29 protein-coding genes and 1 tRNA gene are annotated in these 20,760 nt (G+C 34.6%); 27 read left to right on the plus strand and 3 right to left on the minus strand.

The window, feature by feature from the left end; genetic code table 11:
- Positions 1-98: 98 nt before the first annotated feature.
- Positions 99-530, minus strand: coding sequence for a type I restriction enzyme HsdR N-terminal domain-containing protein (locus OXQ85_RS05315; protein WP_267402775.1), 432 nt, complete (start codon positions 528-530; stop codon positions 99-101).
- Between the two features lie 7 nt (positions 531-537).
- On the opposite strand from OXQ85_RS05315, the gene holA reads away from it, so the two are divergent.
- The 3 genes from holA (at position 538) to OXQ85_RS05330 (ending at position 3,021) form a co-directional block, all read left to right on the plus strand.
- Positions 538-1,575 carry a DNA polymerase III subunit delta gene (gene holA / locus OXQ85_RS05320; protein WP_267402776.1) on the plus strand — a complete coding sequence of 346 codons (1,038 nt, stop codon included), beginning with the start codon at positions 538-540 and terminating at the stop codon, positions 1,573-1,575.
- Between the two features lie 184 nt (positions 1,576-1,759).
- Complete coding sequence (trxB, locus tag OXQ85_RS05325; RefSeq protein ID WP_267402777.1) at positions 1,760-2,701, plus strand: thioredoxin-disulfide reductase; 942 nt, start codon at positions 1,760-1,762, stop codon at positions 2,699-2,701.
- 232 nt (positions 2,702-2,933) lie between these two features.
- Positions 2,934-3,021 (plus strand) — tRNA-Ser (locus tag OXQ85_RS05330).
- Positions 3,022-3,725: 704 nt separating this feature from the next.
- Here OXQ85_RS05330 and OXQ85_RS05335 read toward each other — a convergent pair.
- Positions 3,726-4,517 carry a transcriptional regulator gene (locus tag OXQ85_RS05335; RefSeq protein ID WP_267402778.1) on the minus strand — a complete coding sequence of 264 codons (792 nt, stop codon included), beginning with the start codon at positions 4,515-4,517 and terminating at the stop codon, positions 3,726-3,728.
- A 101-nt stretch (positions 4,518-4,618) separates the two neighbouring features.
- On the opposite strand from OXQ85_RS05335, the gene OXQ85_RS05340 reads away from it, so the two are divergent.
- The 9 genes from OXQ85_RS05340 (at position 4,619) to OXQ85_RS05380 (ending at position 10,379) form a co-directional block, all read left to right on the plus strand.
- A complete protein-coding gene (locus OXQ85_RS05340) occupies positions 4,619-4,840 on the plus strand; it encodes a hypothetical protein (RefSeq protein ID WP_267402779.1) in 222 nt (73 codons plus the stop codon).
- A 170-nt stretch (positions 4,841-5,010) separates the two neighbouring features.
- Positions 5,011-7,065, plus strand: coding sequence for a hypothetical protein (locus OXQ85_RS05345; RefSeq protein ID WP_267402780.1), 2,055 nt, complete (start codon positions 5,011-5,013; stop codon positions 7,063-7,065).
- Between the two features lie 18 nt (positions 7,066-7,083).
- Positions 7,084-8,007 (plus strand): AAA family ATPase, encoded by a 924-nt coding sequence (locus tag OXQ85_RS05350; RefSeq protein WP_267402781.1) that lies wholly within the window; start codon positions 7,084-7,086, stop codon positions 8,005-8,007.
- Positions 8,004-8,630: a hypothetical protein gene (locus tag OXQ85_RS05355; RefSeq protein WP_267402782.1), complete on the plus strand. Its 627-nt coding sequence runs from the start codon at positions 8,004-8,006 to the stop codon at positions 8,628-8,630. The genes OXQ85_RS05350 and OXQ85_RS05355 overlap by 4 nt, the downstream gene beginning before the upstream one ends.
- A gap of 2 nt (positions 8,631-8,632) precedes the next feature.
- Positions 8,633-8,842 carry a hypothetical protein gene (locus tag OXQ85_RS05360; protein WP_267402783.1) on the plus strand — a complete coding sequence of 70 codons (210 nt, stop codon included), beginning with the start codon at positions 8,633-8,635 and terminating at the stop codon, positions 8,840-8,842.
- Positions 8,843-8,882: 40 nt separating this feature from the next.
- Positions 8,883-9,512, plus strand: a complete 630-nt coding sequence (locus tag OXQ85_RS05365; protein WP_267402784.1) for a DUF3164 family protein — start codon at positions 8,883-8,885, stop codon at positions 9,510-9,512.
- A gap of 2 nt (positions 9,513-9,514) precedes the next feature.
- On the plus strand, positions 9,515-9,844 hold the full coding sequence (locus OXQ85_RS05370; RefSeq protein ID WP_267402785.1) for a hypothetical protein: 330 nt from the start codon (positions 9,515-9,517) through the stop codon (positions 9,842-9,844).
- 24 nt (positions 9,845-9,868) lie between these two features.
- A complete protein-coding gene (locus OXQ85_RS05375) occupies positions 9,869-10,087 on the plus strand; it encodes a hypothetical protein (protein ID WP_267402786.1) in 219 nt (72 codons plus the stop codon).
- Positions 10,088-10,175: 88 nt separating this feature from the next.
- Positions 10,176-10,379: a hypothetical protein gene (locus OXQ85_RS05380; RefSeq protein WP_103293146.1), complete on the plus strand. Its 204-nt coding sequence runs from the start codon at positions 10,176-10,178 to the stop codon at positions 10,377-10,379.
- Here the strand turns inward: OXQ85_RS05380 and OXQ85_RS05385 are convergent.
- Positions 10,376-10,924, minus strand: a complete 549-nt coding sequence (locus tag OXQ85_RS05385) for a hypothetical protein (RefSeq protein ID WP_267402788.1) — start codon at positions 10,922-10,924, stop codon at positions 10,376-10,378. The genes OXQ85_RS05380 and OXQ85_RS05385 overlap by 4 nt on opposite strands.
- 218 nt (positions 10,925-11,142) lie before the next feature.
- On the opposite strand from OXQ85_RS05385, the gene OXQ85_RS05390 reads away from it, so the two are divergent.
- The 15 genes from OXQ85_RS05390 (at position 11,143) to OXQ85_RS05460 (ending at position 20,760) form a co-directional block, all read left to right on the plus strand.
- Positions 11,143-11,601 carry a CHAP domain-containing protein gene (locus tag OXQ85_RS05390; protein WP_267402790.1) on the plus strand — a complete coding sequence of 153 codons (459 nt, stop codon included), beginning with the start codon at positions 11,143-11,145 and terminating at the stop codon, positions 11,599-11,601.
- 1 nt (position 11,602) lies between these two features.
- Positions 11,603-12,124 (plus strand): hypothetical protein, encoded by a 522-nt coding sequence (locus tag OXQ85_RS05395; protein WP_267402791.1) that lies wholly within the window; start codon positions 11,603-11,605, stop codon positions 12,122-12,124.
- A gap of 85 nt (positions 12,125-12,209) precedes the next feature.
- Complete coding sequence (locus tag OXQ85_RS05400) at positions 12,210-13,370, plus strand: DUF2586 family protein (RefSeq protein ID WP_267402792.1); 1,161 nt, start codon at positions 12,210-12,212, stop codon at positions 13,368-13,370.
- Positions 13,371-13,378: 8 nt separating this feature from the next.
- A complete protein-coding gene (locus OXQ85_RS05405) occupies positions 13,379-13,816 on the plus strand; it encodes a hypothetical protein (RefSeq protein WP_267402793.1) in 438 nt (145 codons plus the stop codon).
- Positions 13,817-13,845: 29 nt separating this feature from the next.
- The gene (locus OXQ85_RS05410) at positions 13,846-14,253 is read left to right on the plus strand and encodes a hypothetical protein (RefSeq protein ID WP_267402794.1); all 408 of its coding nucleotides are present in this window, start codon (positions 13,846-13,848) and stop codon (positions 14,251-14,253) included.
- A complete protein-coding gene (locus OXQ85_RS05415; RefSeq protein WP_267402795.1) occupies positions 14,246-14,431 on the plus strand; it encodes a hypothetical protein in 186 nt (61 codons plus the stop codon). The genes OXQ85_RS05410 and OXQ85_RS05415 overlap by 8 nt, the downstream gene beginning before the upstream one ends.
- 3 nt (positions 14,432-14,434) lie before the next feature.
- Positions 14,435-16,375, plus strand: coding sequence for a tape measure protein (locus tag OXQ85_RS05420; protein ID WP_267402796.1), 1,941 nt, complete (start codon positions 14,435-14,437; stop codon positions 16,373-16,375).
- A gap of 4 nt (positions 16,376-16,379) precedes the next feature.
- Positions 16,380-17,021 carry a DUF6046 domain-containing protein gene (locus OXQ85_RS05425; protein ID WP_267402797.1) on the plus strand — a complete coding sequence of 214 codons (642 nt, stop codon included), beginning with the start codon at positions 16,380-16,382 and terminating at the stop codon, positions 17,019-17,021.
- Positions 17,002-18,000: a hypothetical protein gene (locus tag OXQ85_RS05430; protein ID WP_267402798.1), complete on the plus strand. Its 999-nt coding sequence runs from the start codon at positions 17,002-17,004 to the stop codon at positions 17,998-18,000. Before OXQ85_RS05425 ends, OXQ85_RS05430 begins: the two co-directional genes overlap by 20 nt.
- Positions 18,000-18,491: a hypothetical protein gene (locus tag OXQ85_RS05435; protein WP_267402799.1), complete on the plus strand. Its 492-nt coding sequence runs from the start codon at positions 18,000-18,002 to the stop codon at positions 18,489-18,491. The genes OXQ85_RS05430 and OXQ85_RS05435 overlap by 1 nt, the downstream gene beginning before the upstream one ends.
- A complete protein-coding gene (locus OXQ85_RS05440; protein ID WP_267402800.1) occupies positions 18,488-18,712 on the plus strand; it encodes a hypothetical protein in 225 nt (74 codons plus the stop codon). The genes OXQ85_RS05435 and OXQ85_RS05440 overlap by 4 nt, the downstream gene beginning before the upstream one ends.
- Before the next feature lies 1 nt (position 18,713).
- Entirely contained in the window at positions 18,714-19,007 is a 294-nt protein-coding gene (locus OXQ85_RS05445) for a hypothetical protein (RefSeq protein ID WP_267402801.1), read from the plus strand.
- Positions 18,997-19,296 carry a hypothetical protein gene (locus tag OXQ85_RS05450; RefSeq protein ID WP_267402802.1) on the plus strand — a complete coding sequence of 100 codons (300 nt, stop codon included), beginning with the start codon at positions 18,997-18,999 and terminating at the stop codon, positions 19,294-19,296. Before OXQ85_RS05445 ends, OXQ85_RS05450 begins: the two co-directional genes overlap by 11 nt.
- A 1-nt stretch (position 19,297) precedes the next feature.
- Entirely contained in the window at positions 19,298-20,212 is a 915-nt protein-coding gene (locus OXQ85_RS05455; protein ID WP_267402803.1) for a nucleotidyltransferase, read from the plus strand.
- Between the two features lie 2 nt (positions 20,213-20,214).
- Positions 20,215-20,760, plus strand: a complete 546-nt coding sequence (locus tag OXQ85_RS05460; RefSeq protein ID WP_267402804.1) for a hypothetical protein — start codon at positions 20,215-20,217, stop codon at positions 20,758-20,760.

The raw sequence follows: 20,760 nt of genomic DNA on the forward strand, positions 1-20,760 counted from the left end.
AAATTACTAAAATAACTCAGAAAAAGAATGAATAGACCATTATTTAATTTTTAAAGTCAATTTTAATCTCAACCTTAGCCTCAACCTTATCCTTAGCCTTAACTAGGTTTGTAAAATTGATATTGTTCATTTTCATAATATGCATTAATATGCTGCAAACCATTCGTTAGAATGATTTCTTTTGCTCCGATGATAGAGTTATATCTTGCAGTTTGCTCAAATGTTTTTTCTGTCAATTTAATTTGTGGAGCTTTGCATTCAATCAAAATAATAGGTTCTGTTTTTTCTGTTATTAAGAGGTCTATTCTCTTTGTTAAACCGTTTAAAACAATCTTTTTTTCGGTAATTAAAGCAGAAGTTGAATAGGATTTTACGGTCAGATAATAGTGAATCCAATGTTGGCGCACCCATTCTTCAGGAGTGAGCAAAAGGTAAGTTTTACGAACCAAGTCATAAATAAAAAACTTATCTTTGTCTTTCTTGAATTTAAAATCAAAAGTTTCCTGAAAATTCAGTTTTGGAAGTTCCATTTATAAGATGAAAGAATTAGATTTAATCCTCAAAAATATTAAAAATAAAGAAGTTTTACCTATTTATTTTTTCCACGGAGAAGAACCTTACTTTATAGATCTTGCTGTAAAAGCCCTCGAACACGACTTTTTAACCGAAGACGAAAAAGCTTTTAACCAAACAGTGGTTTACGGAAAAGATACCACTTATCAGGAAATTCTTTCGTTGGCGAGACAGTTTCCGATGATGGGCGATAAGCAGGTAATCATTGTAAAAGAAGCACAGGATTTAAAGCTAAACGAACCCGAAACAAAAGCGTTGGAAACGTATGTTGAAAATCCGGTTCCGTCTACAGTTTTGGTTTTCGCATATAAACACAAGAAATTAGACAGCCGAAAAAAGGTTACGAAATCTTTAGATAAAATCAATGCCTTATTTTTAAGTGAATCGATAAAGGAAAATAATCTTCCAAAATGGATTTCCGACGAATGTATTTCACTTGGGATAAAAACTGCACCCAATATTTCTCATTTACTGGCAGAATATCTTGGAAACGACCTTTCAAGAATCGCGAATGAATTAAATAAACTAAAAATAATCCTGAAACCGGGTGAGGTTCTTGACGGAAAAATCATCGAAGACCACATTGGCATCAGCAAAGAATACAACGTTTTCGAATTGCAGAAAGCTTTAGGAACAAAAAATGCCAACGCAGCATTTAAAATTGCTCATTTTATGGGCAAAAATCCTAAAAATAATCCTTTTGTGATGATGTTGGCGAGTTTGTATAATTATTTTTCCAATGTCATTATCTATCATACAATGGCGGGACAACCACAGCCAACTATTGCTTCTCAAATGGGTGTTCATCCTTATTTTCTTAAAGATTATGCAGAATCCGCAAGATTATATCCTTTAAAACATGCCACAAGAGTCATTTCGATTTTAAGAGAATTCGATATGAAAGGAAAAGGATTAGGCGCTGTCAACATGAGCGAAGCGGAACTAATTAAGGAATTGGTTTACAAAATCATCAATGTCGATAAGATTAAAATGAAAGTGTGATTTGGTTGATGGTTTATAGTTGCTAGTTGATGGGGTAAAAGCTATCAACCAAAAACAATCAACTATCAACAATTGAAAATCGACATATTAGATATTGACAACTATCATTAAAATAAGTTTAAATAAATATTAAAAATTACGAACTTAGCGGACGTAAATTTTTAAATCTTTTGAAAAGCAAATTATGGAGCAAAACATTTTAGATTGTGTGATCGTTGGATCTGGGCCTTCTGGCTTTACAGCAGCTATTTATGCGGCAAGAGCAGACTTAAAACCTGAATTGTATACAGGTTTGGAGCCGGGCGGGCAATTAACGACAACTACGGAAGTGGATAACTTCCCTGGATATCCGGCGGGAATTACAGGTCCTGAAATGATGATGGATTTGCAAAAGCAGGCTGAAAGATTCGACACAAAAGTGCATTATGAAATGATCACGAAAGTTGAGTTTTCTAAAGAAGTAGGCGGTGTTCACAAATTATATGCAGGAAACAAAGAAATTTTCGCTAAAACGGTAATTATTTCTACAGGTGCAACTGCAAAATATTTAGGTCTTGATGACGAGAAAAAATATAATGGCGGAGGTGTTTCTGCTTGTGCAACATGCGACGGTTTTTTCTATAGAGGAAAAGATGTTGTGGTTGTAGGAGCTGGTGATACGGCGGCAGAAGAGGCTACTTATCTTGCAAAATTGGTAAACAAAGTAACGATGTTGGTGAGAAAAGACGAGTTCCGCGCATCTAAAGCAATGATTCACAGAGTTCAGAATACACCGAATATTGAAGTGAAATTCCACCATGAATTGATTGGTATCGAAGGTGAGAATAACTTGGTAGAAAGAGCGGTTGTTATCAATAACCAGACTCAAGAAAAATCTACAGTTGATGTTCACGGAATCTTTATCGCAATCGGTCACAAACCAAATACAGATATTTTCAAAGGTCAAATTGACTTAGACGAAAACGGATATATTGATACTGAAAAAGGATCTTCAAGAACAAATCTTCCTGGAGTTTTTGCGGCGGGAGACGTTCAGGATCATATCTACAGACAAGCAATTACAGCAGCAGGAAGCGGATGTATGGCGGCAATGGATGCTGAAAAATATCTAGCGGAATTGCATTAATTAGCAAAAATTAATCTTAAAATATGAAAACGTGTTTCTTTTTTGAGGCACGTTTTTTTTTATTTCTGATCCTAAAATTTCCTTTATTAATCAATGTTTGTGAAAAATAATTCAACTGATTTATAGCTGATTATTAAGTTTTGTTAAAATTTATCAATAAAATGTTTTGACAGTATTAAAAATGTTTCTATATTTGCACCACTGAAAACAACGATACAATCGGAGTTTCAAAGGAGAGTTGGCAGAGTGGTCGATTGCGGCAGTCTTGAAAACTGTTGACTGTAACAGGTCCGGGGGTTCGAATCCCTCACTCTCCGCCAGTTGGGAAACCAAAATAATCTAAAACGCTGTAAACATCAATGTTTACAGCGTTTTTTGTTTGAGCACAGTATCAAAAAAAAATAAGATAATAATATACTAGTTAATACCAAATTAATTAAACAACATTTCAAAACCTAAACAGCATCAATCTTTTGATGCTGTTTTTTATTCCTGAAATTGTCAAATAATAAGCAACAACCAACTGAAAATCAAATATAAAACAAGATAAAAATCATAAAAATTTGTCTCCCTGCATTGTTCTGCCTCGATCTTTTACGCATCCTAAAATCAAAAGACCAAATATAAAATACTATTGAGTATGTTTAATTAGCTTATTAACAGTGTATATAGTTAGGGTTGGAATTTGGAAATAGCATTTACCAAATGTCTCAATTTTTAACTAATTCTAGTACTTTACATAATTTTATGAACAAGTATTGAGTTAATTTGTTGGGTTTTTAATATTGATTTTTAGCAACTTATTATTAAAAAATGATTTTTAGCTTCAATTTTGAATGTTAATACTTTGGTTAAAATTAGAATTGGATAGACGGTTGGATGGACATTTAGATAGACAAAATATGCTTTAATCAATAATTTTGACTAAAGCTTAAGGCTTCCAGAGAGAATGAAATCAATCAATTTTTATTATTCAAATATATTTAGGGGCTTACTATATATTGATATTTTCGCTGTAAATCAGTTATTTATAGTTTTTCCTGAGTTTTAAATGCTGTACTTCTGCCTCTAAGTCATTCAATCTGTCGTAGAAATCTGCCGGATCTGGTAAATTAAAGTTTAAATGAAGCTTTACTTCCCAAACTTCTTTAATCGTGCTTGGACTAATGTTTTGTGTAGGAAAATTTCTTCTGTTGTCTGATTTGCAGATCAAATTGTCATACTTTTTAATCCTGTTTAAACATCTTTTAATCAATCCGTCTTCAACTTCATTCGAGATAATTGCGTAAAGCATATTATCTTTTATTCCGTGAATCCAATCGTCTACAAATTGCGCAATTACGTGTGTTCTATCCGGAAGGGTTGGAAACATTGAATTTCCTTCAATTTCAAACATTCTGAAAACACCATTATTTAAATTTGGAAGTCGAAAAGTTGGTAGGGTTTTTATAAAATTTGGATCATTGTACCCTTGCAGATATCCGGCCTTCAGCTTATTGGGAACTAATGCAATATTGTCTTTATTGTGGGCATCAACAGTGATTACCTGAGGAACTCGATGATAGAAATCAGATTGCAAAGTGATTTGCTCGGTTCTGTTTTCACTAAGCATTTCTCCTTTATCCAAAATCAACCATTCGAAATTTATTGCGAGTGCTGAACAAATTTTTTCGATTACGTTAAATTTTGGCTCTGTGCCGTTGATATAGCTTCTTATATTGGCTTCGTTCACGCCTATCATATTGGCAAACACAGAATTGTTGCCATTTGCAAAGTAATCAACAAGTTGTTTTATACGAAAATTTATTCCATTCATAATCAAATAATTAAACTTTGATTCGATAAATATTTCGAATTTTCTTTTGGTTATTCGTAAAACTTTACGACATTTGTCCCATACAAAAGACAAACACGGTAATGAACAAAACTACTAAAAAAAGAACGTATTACAATGCAGAGATTCTAAATATTCTTAAAGAAAGACATAACTGTTCTTTAGATTTTATTCGAAAATCTTTACGAGGAGATAGATTGGGTGAAAAATCGGATATGTTGAAAAAAGAATATAGAATTTTTTTAAAGAAAACGGAAGAAGCAATTAAAAATGAAGCACAACAGCTAAATAGCAAAATACCATGAAAAAAATGTTACAAATGATTTTCTGTCATAAAAAAATAGAGGTCATAGATGCCGAAACAGGCCGGAAAGAGATTGCAACTTATAAGATTATACTGGGAATATTTTTTAAAATAAGTTATAAATCGTATTAAGATATACTCCAATCACAAATAAAAATAACGAAAAAAATTATGCCATTTCAATGGGGCAACATATTAACAGTAACCAAAGATGAGCTTGTTCCTGAATATTTTAACACATTAAATGCTTTACAAAAGAAAATTCAAAGATATAAGGATTTACCCTTCGGGATAAAGCAGGTAAGAAAGGGAGGAAATGGCCGCCAGATGTTAATTGATTTTGATTCTTTACCAAAAGAAATACAAGATAGCATAGGAGATCCTCGAAAAATGAATCATCCATTAATTTCTTTTTTTCAATTTGATCCTTTTGCTGTAAGATATTTTACAGATTTCAGATTTGAAGACGGAACGCCGTTAAAGGAAAGCTTTAAACAAGAATATATTACGAATGCTAGTGTTCTTTTAGCCGCAGAACGATTGAAAATTGCTCGACTTGAAGAGTGGAAAAAATTAAAGAAAACATCCGGAAGAGGTTTACTGCCTTCAATATGTACTGATATTGTGACTTTTAATGAATATCTGCCAAAGCTTTTTCATGTAAAACATACGATACCCTCTTCTTACAGAGCATTTGATCGAATCTGGAAGCCTTTTTTTAACACTTTTGAGCAAGGGTGTAATTATAATAGTCTTATTTCCGGGAAGTTAAAGAATCAAAATAGAAAATTAATGACTGATGAAATGCTTGAATTACTGAATGATCTATTTGCCGGGCAAGAGTATAAGCCTTCTAGAACACAAGTTGCTAATCAATATAAAGCTTTTGTAGATGGTGAATTAGAAATTATTTCACACGAAACCGGAGAATTATATAATGCTGCTGACAATACAAAATTTAAAGAAATATCAGACAGTTCCATTATTGCATGGCTGGGAAAATGGGAAAATAGAATAGGAACGCACGCAAAAAGGTCGGGAGACAGGCAAAAGTTGATGCAGGAATTTATTCCTTGGCACAAGCTCACGAAAATTAAAGAAGCAGGAACATTGATTTCGATTGACGATAGACAACCTCCATTCATGTATGATAAAAACAGAAATCGTGTCTGGTTTTATATGGGAATCGATTTAGGTTCTGAAGCATGGACGTGTTGGGTACACGGAAAAACAAAAGAAGGAATTATCATTGAGTTTTATCGTCAAATGGTAAGGAATTATTCTGAATGGGGTTTTAACCTTCCTTTAGGAATAGAATGTGAAAGTTCTTTAAACAGCAGTTTTAAAGATACTTTTCTTAGAAATGGAGCGATGTTCGACAATGTAAATATTTACGCAAACCGAGCAAGATCTAAAGCGATTGAAAGAAAATTTGAGGAACTGAGATACAGACATGAAAAAAGCAGACTCGGATGGATGGCAAGGCCACATGCTAGAAAAGAAGATAACCAAAAGAGCGCGCAGGATGAAGTTTTTATTCCTTACGAGGATATTGTAGACCACTCGCTGAATGATATTGAGATCTGGAACAATTCTCCACATTCTGTACATACAGACAAAACACGTTGGGAGGTTTTTTGCGAAATGCAAAATAAGAATACCCAGCCAACCAATTGGAGTGCATTTTTACCTTATCTCGGAAAAGAAACAATATCGAGCTGCAATGCAGGCATCATCAATTTTAGAAATACAACCTATGTTTTGGCTTTGGATAATGAAATTGTTTTAGGCGAAGAATTGATAAGACTGATGAAATATGTAGAAGGAAAAGAATTCAGGATTTTTTGGCTTGATGGAAACAATGGAGAAACCTTAAAAGCAATGATTTATTATGATGATATGATGCTTTGTGACTTAATTCCGCATCCAGAATATTCAAAATCAAAACATGAAAGAAGCGAACAGGGAGAAATGAACAGAAAGCTGATGTCGGCTTATGAAAACACAGTCAACTCTTATATGGCTCATAAAAAAAGAGAAATAGACCAGATTACAATTATAGATAACCGCAAGAAAACACTAAACAACAAATTTCAAATTTCCGGCAGAAAGCGATACAGCCAAACAGAATCTATTCCACAAGAAATTCTTTTCGAAGAAAAAGCAGAATATAATTATGAAAACTCTGAAGGAACTGCAAGAAGCTGGAAATCGAATTTTAGATAAACAAATACAAGAGAAAATATGGAGATCAATAAAGAGTTAAAACAACAAATTCGCGAAGCGATACTGAATGGGCGGAAAAATTTCGGAGGTTCAGACGCCGCTTTTGCAAAAACTTTAAATATTAGCAGTTCAATATACAGTAGAATAAAAAAAGGAGAAACAGAAAAGGTTTTATCGAATGGAGAATGGCTTAATATAGGACGCAAGTTTCAAGTAAACATCAATAAAAATGACTGGAAGTTTGCAAGAACAGAGGTATATGAGCAAATGTATGAAAGCTTCATTTTCTGTCAGAAAACTAAAAGTTCTATGATTTTGGTAGACGATTGTGGAATAGGAAAAACCGAATGTGCAAAAGCCATTATTTCACAAATGAAAAATGCATTTTATGTAGATGCTTCTCAGACCCATACGAAAATGAGATTTATCAGGCAGTTGGCTTTGGTTTTAGGCTGCGATTTTAAAGGGAAATATCACGAGATCCTAGAAAATGTAAAGTACAGTCTGAATATTTTAGAAAATCCTTTTATCTGTATTGATGAAGCCGGAGATTTAGAATACAGTGCTTATTTGGAACTAAAAGGAATCATGAATGATACGGTAGATAATTGTGCATGGTTTATGATTGGCGCCGACGGTTTAAGAGCTAAAATTACTAAAGGAATTAACAATCACAAAGTCGGTTTTGCAGAGATTTTCAGTAGGTTTTCCGATGATTTTGTTACACTGGTTCCGCGAGGTTCTGAAGATCGAAAAAAGTTTTATACAAAGCTTATTGGCGATGTAGCTTATGTAAATATTGAGGATAAAAATTCCATCAATGAAGTCATCAGAAGCTGTATGGTAAAAGTAGATTCTCCGTACAAAAAGAAAGGTCAGGAAGATGGAAAGATCAAATCGTTAAGATATTTAAAAACCCTTGTCAACATCAATAAAGTATGAAATCAATATCAGTAAAACAGGCTCTATCGATTGTCTTTAAACAGTTTGAATTTAAAGATTTATGGCTAAAAACTTTCGGACAACCCGAAACTACAGGATTTTGGTATTTGGGAGGAGCCGAAAAACACGGAAAAACCACTTTTGCCATGATGTTAGCCAAATATCTGGCAGGTTTTGGGAAAGTACTGTACGTATCTGCAGAAGAAGGTTTTTCAAAGGATATTATTTCAGCAATGGTTTTTGCCGGTCTTTCAGATACGGAAAAAAATTTCAAACTGTTGGATTATATGCCTTGGGAAGAATTGGTTCAGAAATTTGAATCACGAAAATGTCCGAAAATCATTTTTATTGATAATACAACGGTTTACCGTGATGAAATTACAAGAAAAATGGTATTGGAACTCAAAGAAAAACACAAAAATAAGCTCATCATTTTTGTCAGCCATGAAGAAAAAGGACTTCCGGACAGTGCACTAGGAACTGTTTGGAGAAAATTATCAAAAATCATCATTCAGGCAGAAGGTTTAAGAGCCATTATCTCCGGAAGATGTCCCGGCGGAACACTAAATATTAACGAAGAAAAAGCAAACCTTTATTGGGGAACAACCACAGAAAATTATTAATCATGAATACAAGAGAAAATATATTAACAATTGCATTACAATACGACAGCTACGGAGAAAAATACCTTACAGATTTCGACAGAATGTTTATCCATAAAGAACTAAGCTCTATTTGGAATGAAGCGAGCTATGTAATTCCGGAAGATGTGGAAAGTAAAATCCAAGTGAAGTTGAGGATTATCAATCAGCTTCAATGGGAATCACCTTATTAATATTAAACTAAAACTTACAATAAGACCAAAAACAAAAAATATGATCACAGAAACATTAAAAATTTTATCGATAGAAGAATTGGAGGCAGAACTCAATGCCAGAAAGCAAAACGAAGCAAAACAGCGGGAAGCAAAACGTAGTCAATATGAAAGTCTTAAAAAATCGGTTATCAATGATTTGGTTCCCGTTGCCGAAAAACTTTCAGATGAAATTCAGGATTTTAAAACCAAAGCTTTTTCAGAATTAGGATCACTTTTCGACCTTCTTAAGGATTACAGCAAAAGACATCAGGATGGAAAAGGGAATTTTAAAATTGAAGATGAAAATTATAGAATTCAGTTTAAAAGACAAGGCAAAGGTACGTTTGATGAACGATCTCACCAGGCCGAAAGACATATTATCGATTTTTTAACTTCAAAATATGAAGGAGATCGCGATACAAAAGATCTTATCATGTCACTTTTAGAACGTAAAAACGGTGCGTTGGATATTCTTTTGGTGCAAAAACTTTACAGTATGGAAGATCGTTTTGATGATGAAAATTGGAAAGAAGGAATTAAATTATTAAAGGAAAGTTATAAGTTTTCATTAAGTAAAGACTATGTTTCTTTTTTTAAAAAGGATGAAAATAACGAATGGAGCGGGATTAATTTAAATTTTTCTTATTAGCCATGAAAATACTATTACCGCTCGACAATGGTAAACTAGCAGTTCTTAATAACAGTATGCAGATTTTGGATATATTGAATCTGCATACGCAACCAAGATCATTGAAAAGCAGTGTTTCTATTTGCATGGAACTCAGAACACAATTTCTGCAAAAAGCGATTAAAACAAGGCAAAAAGATAAATCTTTCATTTTAAAATTGCCTTACTATAAAGCAGATGCCTTGTGGCATTTTCTAAAGGAGTTTGAGATTTATTTTCCTGATGATTTCGGAAGTTATGAAACCAATGCCATTCTTTTGATGAAAAATGAACTCCATAAACAACTCATTTAAATAATAATTAAATAAGCTTTAAACATGATTAAAATAAATGCTCATTGGTACAGCAATGATGAGGTAAAAGAAGCTTTAGAGAAAAAAGGATACGTAATTCTTACTTTGGAGGTAAGTACCGAGCCACGAGATTATCCTTTGTATGAAACCTACGCATTGAAAAATTCAGAAGAGCCGAATGTTCTGAATCTTTTAAAAACGGTAGCGCTCAAAGAATTTCAAAGAAAACCTCAACTTCTATAAAACTAAAAGCTACGGATTTTTTCCGTAGCTTTTTTTGTGCTTGAAAATCGCCTTGACTTGCACAAAAAGACGCTGTAATTTTGCCTTAATGTCTTACAACAATAAAAATTATATCAAACGGGCACGCTACATTATAAGTATTTATAATGCACACAAACATGCAGACGTTCCGGATACAAAAATCGTGAGACATACCTTCCCAAAATACAATATTCACCTTTCTTACAGACAATGGATGAATATTAAAGGTATGGTAATTCCCAAAGAGGAAACCCAGCTTACGTTATTCTAAGTGTCTTCTTTTCTTACAAATTTATAGTTAGTTACAGGTTGTGCGATTTCCTCTACACTTGCTGAAAAATCTTCATATTGAGTGATAAAAGTGATTTCTCTTACTTTAAATCCTACATACTTTTTGCTTGTACTTTTTGATATAATTCTTGAAAATGGCGAAAAATACTCCTTGCTCCAGCCTTGAAGGGTTTTATAAAGCTTTTGTTCAATTCTGAAAAAATCTAACCCTAATTTTCTTTCTTCGAGTGAAGCCAAATGCGATGTAGCATGTTGATCATTGGCAACCAACTGAAACGTTACCGGGATATTTCCTAATTGAGAATTGGCAGATAAATCCGAATAATGTGCTTCAGGAAAATCTGCATCATATACAGCTTCGGGAAAATCAATAAATAAAGCAGGATAAACCACATTGTTTTGTGTCTCTGAGGTATTGTTTTCAAGCTGACCCAATTGCTGATCAATATATTGAATTTCCGGAATCTCCTGAGCAATTCTTTCCTGAAGATCTAATAATAATTGTACGTAAAAATATTCTTCCATAAGTATTTAAATATAGTTTCTCATTACTTCTGTTATCAATAGCTTTTCTAAAACAGACTTTATATTTATTTACTGTTTACACTATTTCACGATACAAATTTGAGGGTAAATGAGGGCATTTTAAAAAAGGTGTGCAATCCTTGCGCTGTTATTTTCAAACCGTTGCGAGATTCTGGAAATTTGTACTCACAAAACAACCACAACACTTAAATATTAATATGGATTCACTATCTACAGCAGCATTACAAGTCGCTATTAGCCAAATAGGACAAGAGGAAAAACCTCATGGCTCAAACTGGGGAATTCCTGTTAAAAATTATTTAGCATCTGTAAATATCAACTTTCCGGCAAGCTGGTGTATGGCATTTGTGTATTGGTGTTTTAGTGAAGCATCAAAGCAGAATAAAACGGCTAATACAGCCATTAAAACAGGCGGCGTTTTATATGCTTGGAATAATGCTCCGAAGGAAAAAAAATCTTTAAAACCTTCTGTGGGTTCTGTATTCATTATGGATTTTGGAAAAGGGCTGGGGCATACAGGTTTTGTTGAAAAATTCGACGGACAGTATATCTACACCGTAGAAGGGAATACGAATGATAACGGAAGCCGAGAAGGTATCAAGGTTTGCCGTAGAAAACGAGCTTTAACATCAATTAAGGGTTATATAAAATATTAAAATGAAACAATTTATTTTCTTCATATCGCTATTTTTTGTTTCGCTGGTTCAGGTTTCCTGTTTACATAGGAAGCCTTCGGAACCGGTGATTATAGAAAACACGAAAGAAGTTCTGACAATTGTTAAAGACACGATTTTCAGAACGGAAGCAGACAGCACCTATTACAATGCTTTTATAGAATGTATAAATGGAAAACCTGTTTTTAGATCATCTGAAATAAGTGAAAACGAAAGCATTCAACGTGATAAGTCTTACAAAGGTTTATTGCCTCCGAAAGTTTCTTTAGTAAACGGAAATCTATCGGTACAATGCTACAACCAAGCACAAGAGTTTTTTAAAACATGGCGGGAAACGTACTCCAAAGAACACGAGCAAACACCAATTTACATTGAAAAGCCGATATACAAAGCACAGCCTTTGTCATGGTTTCAGCAAACACAATTATGGCTCGGAAGAATCTTTCTCGCATTACTCGCCCTGTTCGCTCTTGTTCTTATTATAAGATGGAAAAGGATTGTTTAAATAAAATTTAAATACAATAAAAAAAGAGCAGAAAATAGATTTCTGATCAAAAAAATACAACAACTTTTTAAAAAATAATTAAAAAATGTCACAAGGAAATGGAACACCGAAAGTAAAAGCAAATGTGGCTTCAGGCAACTTACTTCGTCAGGTTCAAGTAATGGACGGCGTTGCAGGAATCGTGGGAACTGCTTACTTAGAAGCCAATATTGGTAAAGTACAGACAGTTTATTCACCAGCAGATGCTCAAACAAAAGGATACACAGAACAAGACGAACCGTTTTTGTTTCAGGCAATTAACGAATTTTATCAGGAGCTAGGTGGTAGCCAAGAATTATGGATCTTAGGAACAGAAGATACCGTAACCATGGAAGATGCCGTTAAAAGTACGAACGAAGAAGGAGTGAAAAAACTTCTTAAAGTTTCTAACGGTAGAGTAAATTTAGTAGGGGTTTGCAGAAAACCTAATGCAGCTTACGTTCCGGCAGCTGGCTTTTTAGATGAAGATTCTAAAGATGCATTGGTTGCTTCGAAAGCGTTGGCTCAGTACCAACAGTCGATTAATAAACCGGTAAGGCTTTTCATCGAAGGTAGAGTATTAGATGAGACTGTATTGTCTTCTTTCGAGCCAAAATCTGTTGAAAATACTTTCGCAGGGATTGTGCTTGGAGGTTCAAAGAAAGATGGTTCTGCATCTGTAGCGTTGGTTTTGGCGAGAGCTTGTAAATATCCTGCTCATGTAAAAATCGGAGACGGACAAAACGGTGCATTAAGCATTACCGAGGCCTACATTGGAAAGGAAAAAGTAGACGAAATTATCGTTGAAAAACTAGACAAATTTACAGACGCAGGTTACATTACATTCCATACAAGAGAGGGAGCTGCAGGTTACTATTTCAGCGTAGATAAAATGGCTGGTACAGACGATTTCAGAACTTTAGTTCATGGAAGATTGATCGACAAGGCGCAAAGAATTTCTACAGCTACAGATACTCCGTTCTTAGAATCTTCTGTAAGAATGACTGCTGAAGGAAAACTAAACGATGCAGATGCTGCTTACCTAGAAGAAGTTACAAGATCTCAGCTTTTAGCAAATATGGCAGGGCAAATCAGTGGAGCACAGGTAGTAGTTCCTGTAGAACAAGACTTAATCAACACAAGTACCCTTGAAAAACAAATTCAAATCCAACCTTTAGGTTATATGACTTGGATTGTATTGAATATGGGATTAACACAAACACTTTAATTTAAAACATGGCTAATATTAATATTACATCATCAGAATGTGCATGGTCTAATTTTGAGGTTAAATTACTAGCAAAGACTATCAAGGGGCTTAGAGGCTTCTCTGTAAAGAAAACTGTTGAATCTGAACATATCTATGGCGCTGGAGATCAGCCTATCGATATCATGAGAGGTAACAAAAAGTATGAAGGAAGCATCAAAGTATTAGGTTTTGAAGCAGATGCATTAAACAGAGCCGCTAAAGCAGCCGGTTATGATGACATTACAGAGGTTCCTCACGAGCTTATTACAATTCTTATTTCATACAGAAGAAACTCTTCAGATCCTTTAACAACGATTACTATGTCTGGAGTTCAGTTCACTGAAGATGGTTTCGAAATGGAACAAGGTGCGAAAAATAGAGAAGTTTCTCTTCCTTACATCGCAATGAATAGAGAATTTAAATAATCAAACAAAAACAATAAACAAAAAATAAAATGGCAAACGAAAAGTTACAAGAGATTTTCAATAACAGAAAGTCTAAAGAAGAAAAGAAAACCAAAGAATCTAAAAAATCTGTAGTAAAAGATCTTACACCCTTCGAGGAAAGATATACTACAAAAAAATTAGATGAGTGGAAGAAAGAGTACGGCAACAGAGACCTTATTTATTTAAAGGTGGATGACTTCCTTGCCGTGCTCCGTCCACCAAAAGCAGATGATTTGGGAGATTATCTTACAGCCATTGGCTCCAACGGGATGAGTAAAGCCGTTGCCATGATTGTAGAACAACTTTGGATTGAAGGAGATTATCAGTTGATCGAAGACGAAGATTGCTTCATCGCTGTATTCTTACAGATGAATAACATTTTAGAGAGTAAGAAGGCCGATTTTTTTCGTGCTTAGCGAAAGAGGAAGCCAGTCTTTCTCTGATAAACAGACCGAAGGAATAGAGTTCTTGATTGTTTTTGGAAGTATGCAGTTTGGAGCCGATGCGTTAAAGAATTGGGGTGATGAAAAATTTTTCTATCGCACCGGAATAGCCTTGGAAATTTGGAAAAAACAGGGCGAAAGAAAATTTTAAAATATGAATGGAACAAACAATTTATCTAATCTAAGTGAGTTGGCAGCTTTGGCGAATTTTTTTACAGATATCACGAACAGGCTGAAAAATACTGATTTTGGGGAAGCTTTTATTCGAGTGAAAGACGATTTGACTACGGCTGTAAAAAAAATAAAAGATAATCTACTTGAATCCTTTAAAGACTTTTTTAATATACGAGGACAATATGATAAATTAAAAAACTTTATATCAGAAGGTTACTCAAGAAGAAGGGATAGTTTTATGCAAAGAATAAACCCTCCTTCAACTGTTGAAAGTTACGGAAGTATTCAGAATAGAATCCAAAATATTGGAAATCGCCTAAATAGTGAAAATGACGTAAGTACTATTGGAAGATTAAGGGGGAATTTAAGCGAACTGCAAGCAAGAGCTGCAAATCACCCTGCAAATTTATCTCAATCTACAACTTCACAATCTTCAGATGCTGATGGCGCTGGAAAAAAAAGTGGTTTCTCTCTAGCAGGAATGCTTGCTCCACTTGCAGGAGTAGGTGCGGCAATCGGAGGTATTCTTAAAGATGGAGCTATCGCTGCTATTTCAGGAGGTATTCAAAAAGAGCAGGATGTTTTAGGGATATCCAATGTAGTAGGTAAAGGGCAGGATGCTAATGCAATCTATAAAAACATTGCAACGGATGCAGGAAATTCACCTTTCCAACTTCCAGAATTACTGGAGGCAAATAAAGCTTTACTTTCTGTAGGCGGAGATGCTCAAAAAGCCAGAGAAGAAGTGATGAATTTGGCAAATGCAGTTACTGCTACCGGCGGCGGAGCATCTGAGCTTACAAAGCTTTCTGATCAAATGAAAGATATTAAAAGCAGTGGTAAGGCATCTAGTGATCAGCTTAAACAACTAGAAGCATCAGGGATTGATGTTTACGGAATGTTATCTGCTTCTACAGGAAAAGGCGCAGACCAATTCAAAGGCGGTGTAGATTACGCTACTTTATCGAAGTCATTTGAAGATGCAAAAGGAAAAGGCGGATTATACGAAGGTGCAACCGAAAAAGCAAACAATACAGTTACCGGCAAATGGGATAATATTAAAGAAAGGGGAATGAGTGCTCTCACGGAGATTGGTTCAGCTTTCACCCCTATTATTTCGCAGGTTTTGGATATTGGTTTAAAATTTACTGAAGGTTTTGCTCCTGCATTAACTGCCGTACAACCTTATATTGATATTGTAGCAAATGCACTTGGGCAAGCTGTAGAATTTATTACAGGTCTGGGAGATGGTACAGATACTTGGTCGGGATACGTAGAAATTGCTCAAGGTTTTCTTTCAACGGTTTGGGAGACATTGGGAGGAGTTTTTGATGCGGTATGGAGTATTGTTTCTGGACTTATTACTTGGATTGCAAATAGTGAATTGATAAAAGATGTTTTTGCTGCTGTTTATGGAATCTTAGGAGTTGTATTTCAGGTGATAGGCTGGGTTGCAGATAAGCTTAAATGGGTTTGGAATAATATTTTACGGCCTATTTTGGATGGAATCGAAAGTGCATACCGATGGGCAAAAGAGCTCATAACTGGTGAAGAAATAAAAGTCACTAAGACAACGGAAATTAAAGCCAATGCAGATCTTTTAAACGGAATGAAAGATCAGGATGCGAAGGTAAAAGGTTTTCAAAAAGCGGCAGGGCCAGCAAAAGCGGACTTAACGGGAGGAGGAAAACCAACCATTAACAGGTCTGAAGATACCAGAAGAAGTAACGCTGCAAAATCTCAGGAAACGGGAAGTACAGTTTCGGGTGGCGGACAAAAAACAATCAATATCACCTTAGGAAAATTCTTCGAAACCATTCAGTTTAATACCCTGAATTCCGGAGAAACTTCCGATCAGTTAGAAAGTATAGTAATGGAATGCCTAGGACGTGTTCTATATAACGGAGCAAAAGTAATGTAATAGTATGTACACACAATTTGATTTAGCAGAATTATATAAAACTTATTTTTCGAAGACACCTTATCATATTCCCGATTCAGGCTTTAAAGATAATGAAATTACAGTGGGCTCCGGAGAATCAGCAAATAAACACAGGGGAAAGATTCGTAATAATAAAGCAGGAATTGCATTTAACAGGGTTACAACTAAAGGTCAGGATATTTGGTTTCCTGCAGAGTTTAGAATTAATGGTAATGCTAATGATCCTTTGATAATTGATGCTTGCACAATTGCTGTTAACCTTAGCAAAACAATTGTAAGAACAGCTGTAAGTGAAAGAAAAGGAACCGTAAAGGAAATGTTCAATATTGATGATTACAAATTTACTATCCGTGGTTTTTTAATTGGTAAAGGAAGAACAGTTCCGGAAGATGATATTTCAAAACTCAAAACTATCTTCGAAACAGGAGAACCGGTTTCTCTTAACGGAGGATATCCTGAATTGTTTTTAGAAAAGAGCAATAGAGTGGCAATCACATCATTAGAATTTCCGGAAGTACAAGGCAAAGCGCACTGGATAAGACCCTTTACGCTTACCTGTGAAAGTGATTTTATTGCAGATGTTAAAGATTTAGAAGTACCAAATAATGCTAATACTAACAAGTGATATCTCGATTAAAGATACAAAAAACATAAAAGCCAGTAAAGTCACCTGGAAAAGCGAAGTTGGCTCTTTCATTGATTCTTGTACCATTGAGCTGCCAAGAATTAGTTATCTGAAAACAGATAAATTAGAAACTCAGGATCTTAATAGAGAGCGTGAAAGTAGTGAAAGAAAAGGCTATGCTTTTAAAGAAGGTGATAAGGTAAGTGTTTCTTTGGGATATAATAATGATAATAAACCACGTTTCGAAGGTTTTATAAAAAGAGTCAATATGGGAATTCCCGTAAAGATTGAATGTGAAGGCTACGGATATAAACTTTACGATGTCATTTTCGATAAAAGTTATTCATCTGTTACAGTAAAGAAGCTTTTGGATGATCTTGTTGTAGGAACGGGAATTTTAGTTTCTAAAAAAGTTCCGGAAATCCCTTTAAAAAATGTAAGGTTTAAAAACGTAAGCGGAATTAAAGTATTGGAATGGCTGAAAGATGAATGTAAGCTGGCGGTCTATTTTAATATGAATGAAATTTATGTAGGAACCGTTTTTGGGAAAGTACAAGATAGAGTAAAGGTAAAAATAGGCTGGAATACAGTAAAAGATGATGAATTTAATCAGAAATCTGTAGATAAAAGTACCCAAATTGTCATTAAAGAAAAAGATGATAAAGGCGTGGTAAACAAAACAAAATCAGATCAACAAAAATCATCTGCTCAGAAAAGTTTGAAAGTAAAAGCCGGAATTCCTGCTGAGTTTTTAAAACAAATTGCCAATCGCTTACAAACCAAAGAAAACTACAAAGGTTATGAAGGGAATATTACATTGTTTTTAGAACCTTATGCGGTGAAAGGAATGGTTTTAGAGCTTGACGGCGGAATGTATCCCGACAAATCCGGTCAATATTTCATCGAAAGCGTAAGCGGAGAATTTGGAGCTTCAGGAGGAAGACAAACCGTAACATTAGGATTTTTAATGCAAACATAATGGCAACACCAGAATATATAAGAGAAGGATTAAAACAGATTGCAAGTTCACATGCGCCCGCAGTAAGCAATATTGCAAGAGTAAAGTCTGTGGATGAAAATAAAGCCATCTGTATTTTAATTGATGAAGACGATCAGGAGTACTTCGATGTAAGACTAAGACCTGTTCTTACGGGGAATAAAAGTTTTATTCAGATTCCGAAAGTAGGAAGCTATGTTTTAGCCATTCGGGTTGAAGATGATGAAGATTGGATGGTGATTGCTTGTGATGAGGTAGAAAAATTCTATTGGAAGGTAGGAAATACCAATCTTGAGCTGAGTGATAAAGTTCACCTTGAGGCCAATGGAAAAAATTTTGCTGAATTAGTTGATAAATTATTCGATGCCATTTTGCAAATGAAATTTACCACTAATTATGGTCCTACAATCAATCTGATCAACAGTGTAGATTTTAGCAATCTTAAAAATGAATTTAAATCGCTTTTAAAATGAGTTTAGATATAGCAGAACCAATACTTGTAAATGCATTGCTTAAAATAATGAGCGATGAGGCAAATGAAGAGCAAAGTGCAGCATCTTCAAGAACCAGAATTGCTGAAAAAATGGCAAGTGCAATAAAAGATTTTGTAAAAGCGGGACAGATAAACGTAACCGTAGCCACCACAGGTACCGCAGCTGCACAAACGGGAACAGGAACAGGAAAAATGACATAATATGCCAGTAGATATTCTTTTAAATGAAAATTTTGAACTGCAGTTTGCAAATGGAGACTTTGTATTCGGAGAAAGCACTTACGAACATCAGAGAACGTTGCTTTTGGCGGATAAAGGTGAAATAAAACTTTTCCCTAAAAACGGAGTAGGCGTAAGGAGATATTTGGAGCATGATGGCTCCGAAGAGCTGGCAAGAGAAATTCGTCAGGAATTTTATGCAGACGGAATGACGGTAAACGGGATTAAAATTGGTGAAGACCTTGAAATAAACATAGACGCAGATTATGGAGATTAAAGTATTAAACAGGCAATCAATTTTAGATATCGCGATACAGTATACAGGAGACGTTCAGAAATGCTTTGATATTGCCATTGCAAACGGAATGTCGGTTTCCGATTTTCTTACATCAGGAGTAACGTTAACAATACCTGATGAAATGGAAAAAAATAACGATGTCATTAATTATTATGCATCAAAAAAAATAAAGCCCGCCACGGGTACAACATTAGAACAAGAAAGCCAATTGCCAACATTGAAGGGTATTGGGTTTATGCAATTAGGAAATACTTTTAAAGTAAGTTAAGATGAATAAAACGCTTCAGGAAATAATTAATCAGATCCTTGATTTAAAAAATGAAAATCCGGATCTGCAAAGTCTCAATACATCATCCAAAACCTCATTCTGGAAAAAGATATTCGAGACCGTAGCTTTTGTAATCTGGAATTTTCAGGAAGCTTGTAAACTTCATTTAAAGGAAATAGAAACCATGATTCAGGAGCAAAAAGTACCTACTTTAAGATGGTACAGAAATCAGGCTCTTAGATTTCAATATGGTTTCAGCTTACTTCCGGAAAGTGATCAGTTTTCGCCACAATATGAAAATGAAGATGGCGAAATGGTAGATGCTACGTTGGAAGATATCGAAAAATCGAAAGTAATTAAATATGTTGCAGTTACAAAAGCTGCCACTACCTCCAAAATCTCTATGAAAATTTCAACAGAAGAAAATGATGAGATTGTTCCGGTGAGTGATGATGTAGGGCAAGCATTTAGAGCTTATATAGAAGAAATTCAGGCTGCTGGAGATAATATTACGATTGTAAACTACAGACCAGATATTTTAAGATTAAGATTTAAAGTCTGCTATAATCCGGGAGTTCTTTTCGGTGATGGTAGAAGCATCAGAACAATGAGGTATCCTGTACAAGATGCTATCAAAAGATTTTTAAAGAATCTTCCTTTTAACGGAGAATTAAGCGTTCAGAAACTCGAAGCTGCCATCTTGGCGGTAGAAGGAGTTACAGACTTATTAAATATCGAAGTTTCTACTAAATGGATTGAAGCGGGATCTACAGGATATGGGCAATTTCAACCCATCGAAATCAGCAGAATACCGAGTTCCGGAAGCTTTACATTAAGACAATCAAGCGATCCCAATGCTCCGGAATATCAGGAGGATTGGAGTGGGATTACGTACATCAACTATCAGGCACAGTAATTATGAATGATAAATTATTTTTAATCGATTTTAAAAAACTTGCCAACTGGTGGTTGTTTACATTCTGGAGAACAAGATCGGTGATGAATTTAATTTCTGTTTTGATTTTTTGTATAGAAGATCTCTATAAAAACTTCATGGAAGAAAGAAAATTTAACCTTCTGAAAATGAATTATAATTATCAGAAGTTTTCTCTTGAAAAGATTCTAAACTACAAATATGATCGAGTAGATAAAAGAATCAAAATTATAAAAGCTGTTTTGTATGATGGTGTTTATCTGTATACAGAAGCTGAAAATGATCCATCAAATCCTGCGAATTCAGGTGGGCAATATACCCCAAAAACGAGATGGCTTTTTGGAGATTCAAATCCGCTGTATCTAAGAACAGAGGCAGAGCTTTTTAGTGAATATGATTTTATTGTGCAAATACCAGTAGATGCCAACAATCCGAATAATTCATTAATCAATATAGACCAGCTAAAAGCTGATATCGATTTTTATAAACTGCCTTCAAAAAGGTATCAAATACAAACAAAAGAATATTAA

Source organism: Chryseobacterium sp. GM_Chr_2 (assembly GCF_026540445.1).
GTDB lineage: Bacteria > Bacteroidota > Bacteroidia > Flavobacteriales > Weeksellaceae > Chryseobacterium.

Coding starts and splice junctions, on each gene's coding strand:
- OXQ85_RS05430 (WP_267402798.1), top strand. CDS start 17,002: ATGCTAATACTAACAAGTGATATCTCGATTAAAGATACAAAAAACATA.
- OXQ85_RS05380 (WP_103293146.1), top strand. CDS start 10,176: ATGTCTTACAACAATAAAAATTATATCAAACGGGCACGCTACATTATA.
- OXQ85_RS05370 (WP_267402785.1), top strand. CDS start 9,515: ATGAAAATACTATTACCGCTCGACAATGGTAAACTAGCAGTTCTTAAT.
- OXQ85_RS05355 (WP_267402782.1), top strand. CDS start 8,004: ATGAAATCAATATCAGTAAAACAGGCTCTATCGATTGTCTTTAAACAG.
- OXQ85_RS05445 (WP_267402801.1), top strand. CDS start 18,714: ATGCCAGTAGATATTCTTTTAAATGAAAATTTTGAACTGCAGTTTGCA.
- OXQ85_RS05315 (WP_267402775.1), bottom strand. CDS start 530: ATGGAACTTCCAAAACTGAATTTTCAGGAAACTTTTGATTTTAAATTC.
- OXQ85_RS05405 (WP_267402793.1), top strand. CDS start 13,379: ATGGCTAATATTAATATTACATCATCAGAATGTGCATGGTCTAATTTT.
- OXQ85_RS05365 (WP_267402784.1), top strand. CDS start 8,883: ATGATCACAGAAACATTAAAAATTTTATCGATAGAAGAATTGGAGGCA.
- OXQ85_RS05395 (WP_267402791.1), top strand. CDS start 11,603: ATGAAACAATTTATTTTCTTCATATCGCTATTTTTTGTTTCGCTGGTT.
- OXQ85_RS05450 (WP_267402802.1), top strand. CDS start 18,997: ATGGAGATTAAAGTATTAAACAGGCAATCAATTTTAGATATCGCGATA.
- OXQ85_RS05420 (WP_267402796.1), top strand. CDS start 14,435: ATGAATGGAACAAACAATTTATCTAATCTAAGTGAGTTGGCAGCTTTG.
- OXQ85_RS05435 (WP_267402799.1), top strand. CDS start 18,000: ATGGCAACACCAGAATATATAAGAGAAGGATTAAAACAGATTGCAAGT.
- OXQ85_RS05460 (WP_267402804.1), top strand. CDS start 20,215: ATGAATGATAAATTATTTTTAATCGATTTTAAAAAACTTGCCAACTGG.
- OXQ85_RS05425 (WP_267402797.1), top strand. CDS start 16,380: ATGTACACACAATTTGATTTAGCAGAATTATATAAAACTTATTTTTCG.
- trxB (WP_267402777.1), top strand. CDS start 1,760: ATGGAGCAAAACATTTTAGATTGTGTGATCGTTGGATCTGGGCCTTCT.
- OXQ85_RS05455 (WP_267402803.1), top strand. CDS start 19,298: ATGAATAAAACGCTTCAGGAAATAATTAATCAGATCCTTGATTTAAAA.
- OXQ85_RS05440 (WP_267402800.1), top strand. CDS start 18,488: ATGAGTTTAGATATAGCAGAACCAATACTTGTAAATGCATTGCTTAAA.
- OXQ85_RS05340 (WP_267402779.1), top strand. CDS start 4,619: ATGAACAAAACTACTAAAAAAAGAACGTATTACAATGCAGAGATTCTA.
- OXQ85_RS05350 (WP_267402781.1), top strand. CDS start 7,084: ATGGAGATCAATAAAGAGTTAAAACAACAAATTCGCGAAGCGATACTG.
- OXQ85_RS05385 (WP_267402788.1), bottom strand. CDS start 10,924: ATGGAAGAATATTTTTACGTACAATTATTATTAGATCTTCAGGAAAGA.
- holA (WP_267402776.1), top strand. CDS start 538: ATGAAAGAATTAGATTTAATCCTCAAAAATATTAAAAATAAAGAAGTT.
- OXQ85_RS05345 (WP_267402780.1), top strand. CDS start 5,011: ATGCCATTTCAATGGGGCAACATATTAACAGTAACCAAAGATGAGCTT.
- OXQ85_RS05335 (WP_267402778.1), bottom strand. CDS start 4,517: ATGAATGGAATAAATTTTCGTATAAAACAACTTGTTGATTACTTTGCA.
- OXQ85_RS05360 (WP_267402783.1), top strand. CDS start 8,633: ATGAATACAAGAGAAAATATATTAACAATTGCATTACAATACGACAGC.
- OXQ85_RS05400 (WP_267402792.1), top strand. CDS start 12,210: ATGTCACAAGGAAATGGAACACCGAAAGTAAAAGCAAATGTGGCTTCA.
- OXQ85_RS05410 (WP_267402794.1), top strand. CDS start 13,846: ATGGCAAACGAAAAGTTACAAGAGATTTTCAATAACAGAAAGTCTAAA.
- OXQ85_RS05390 (WP_267402790.1), top strand. CDS start 11,143: ATGGATTCACTATCTACAGCAGCATTACAAGTCGCTATTAGCCAAATA.
- OXQ85_RS05375 (WP_267402786.1), top strand. CDS start 9,869: ATGATTAAAATAAATGCTCATTGGTACAGCAATGATGAGGTAAAAGAA.